The following is a 1,690-nucleotide window of genomic DNA, read 5'->3' on the forward strand; positions in this document are numbered from 1 at the left end:
CATCCGGTCGATCGCGGCCCCGCTGCGGGACGGCTCCGGCCGGGTCATCGCCGCCCTCAACGTCAACTGCCACGCGGCCGAGACCTCGGTCGAGCAGCTCGTCGAGGAGCATCTGCCGCCGCTGTTGCAGACCGCGGGAGACATCAGCGCGGATTACGCCCGCGTCGCCGCGGTGCCGCAGACATGAGGGCGACTCCCAGGCCTCTGCCCGCACCCGTGACGATGGCGACTTTGCCGTCGAGCATGATCCACTCATCATGGTCATCATCGACGAGCGACGGATCCCGTCCCGAAGGCCGCCGCCATGGTCACGGGCCGGCAGGGAGAGACGGGCTGGCGGGCGCAGGGGGCGACTCGCGGTCGGCCACAGCATCGCAGCCCGGTGGATTTCGGGCGGGCCTACGTCATTCGACCTGTTCATGGGCGGTCGAAGCGCCGAGCCGGCTCAGTCATTGCTCGCGTTCCCGCAGCGCGGGCGTCTGCCTAGGTTGAGGAGAGCGCCCCGTGGACCGCCACTCCTCCGAGGGGTCCGCGGGGCGTTCGAGACGTGTGCCCGGCCGGGCGGCCGATCCAAGCCCTCAAGGACGAGGAGGCGTGAGGTATGGACGTGTTCCAGCGCGGCGGCCAGCCGTGCCGCGCGACGGTCGCCGAGCAGCGGGTCGAGACGATCATCGTCGCGGGCAACGCCGTGTGCCGGCCGCTCGTCGACGAGCTCGTGCACGCGGGACAGACGGGAACGCCGCACGACCTGCGCAGGGTCCTCAGCTCCGGCACAGCTCTCAGCGACGTACTCGAGAGACACCTGCACGAGCGCGCCGAAGTCACGGTCATCGACGCCATCGCGTCGAGCGAAGGAGGGCCGTTCGCCTTCGCCGTCACCCCGTCGGTACGTGACCTGCCCGCCCGTTTCTTCCCCGTGCCCGCGACGAGAGTGATCGGCACCGGGGACCGGTTCGTCGAACCCGGCAGCGACGAGACCGGGCGCCTCGCCTACTGCGGGCCCATGCCGCTCGGCTACTACAAGGACGCCGAGAAGAGCGCGACGACGTTCCGCACCATCGACGGGGTCCGGTACGCGATCCCCGGTGATCTCGCCCGTCTTGAGGCCGACGGCGCGATCCGGTTCCTCGGCCGCGGCTCGGGCGTGATCAACACCGGCGGGGAGAAGGTGCACCCCCAGGAGGTGGAGAACGTCCTGCTGGCGCACCCCGCGGTGACCGACTGCGTCATCGTCGGCGTCCCCGACGAGACCTGGGGAGAACGGGTGGCGGCCGTCGTGGCGGTCCCGCCGGGCGCGACCGTCACCGGCGAGGAGCTGCGCGACTGGGTACGGCGGAGCCTCGCCGGCTACAAGGTGCCGCGATCCGTCGTCCTGACGGACGCCCTGCCGCGGACCCCCACCGGCAAGCTCGAAATGGCCTGGGCCAGGAAGATGGCCCAGGACGGCGGCCCTGCCGGAACGTGCGGTGCCCGGCCCGCGCGACGGATGACGTAGTCCGGGCCACGACCATGCGCCGCCCCGGTCCGGTCATTCGAGCGATGACCTGGGCGTTCCCTGGTGGCTAGCGTCGTTCGTGCCGCCGCCGAGCGCGGCCGAAGTGATCCCTGCCGACCGTGCCGAGGAGATGACGAACGTGACGAGCCCTGCAGCCGCCGCCCCGGACATGTCCGAGGGCACCGTCACCGTGGT

At 71.4% G+C, this 1,690-nt stretch carries 2 protein-coding genes; both read left to right on the forward strand.

Going from position 1 to position 1,690, the window contains the following annotated elements:
• On the forward strand, window positions 1-187 hold a 187-nt coding region (locus ABT063_RS51975), incomplete at its 5' end, for an IclR family transcriptional regulator domain-containing protein (protein WP_351069366.1).
• A gap of 414 nt (window positions 188-601) precedes the next feature.
• Complete coding sequence (locus tag ABT063_RS51980; protein WP_351069368.1) at window positions 602-1,495, forward strand: AMP-binding enzyme; 894 nt, start codon at window positions 602-604, stop codon at window positions 1,493-1,495.
• The last annotated feature ends 195 nt before the right edge of the window (window positions 1,496-1,690 follow it).

Origin of the sequence: Streptomyces sp. NPDC002838, from assembly GCF_040295365.1 — a bacterium.
In the GTDB taxonomy this organism is placed as follows: Bacteria; Actinomycetota; Actinomycetes; order Streptomycetales; family Streptomycetaceae; genus Streptomyces.

Excerpts from the sequence above, each read along its gene's own strand:
- ABT063_RS51980 (WP_351069368.1), top strand. The coding sequence starts at position 602 with ATGGACGTGTTCCAGCGCGGCGGCCAGCCGTGCCGCGCGACGGTCGCC.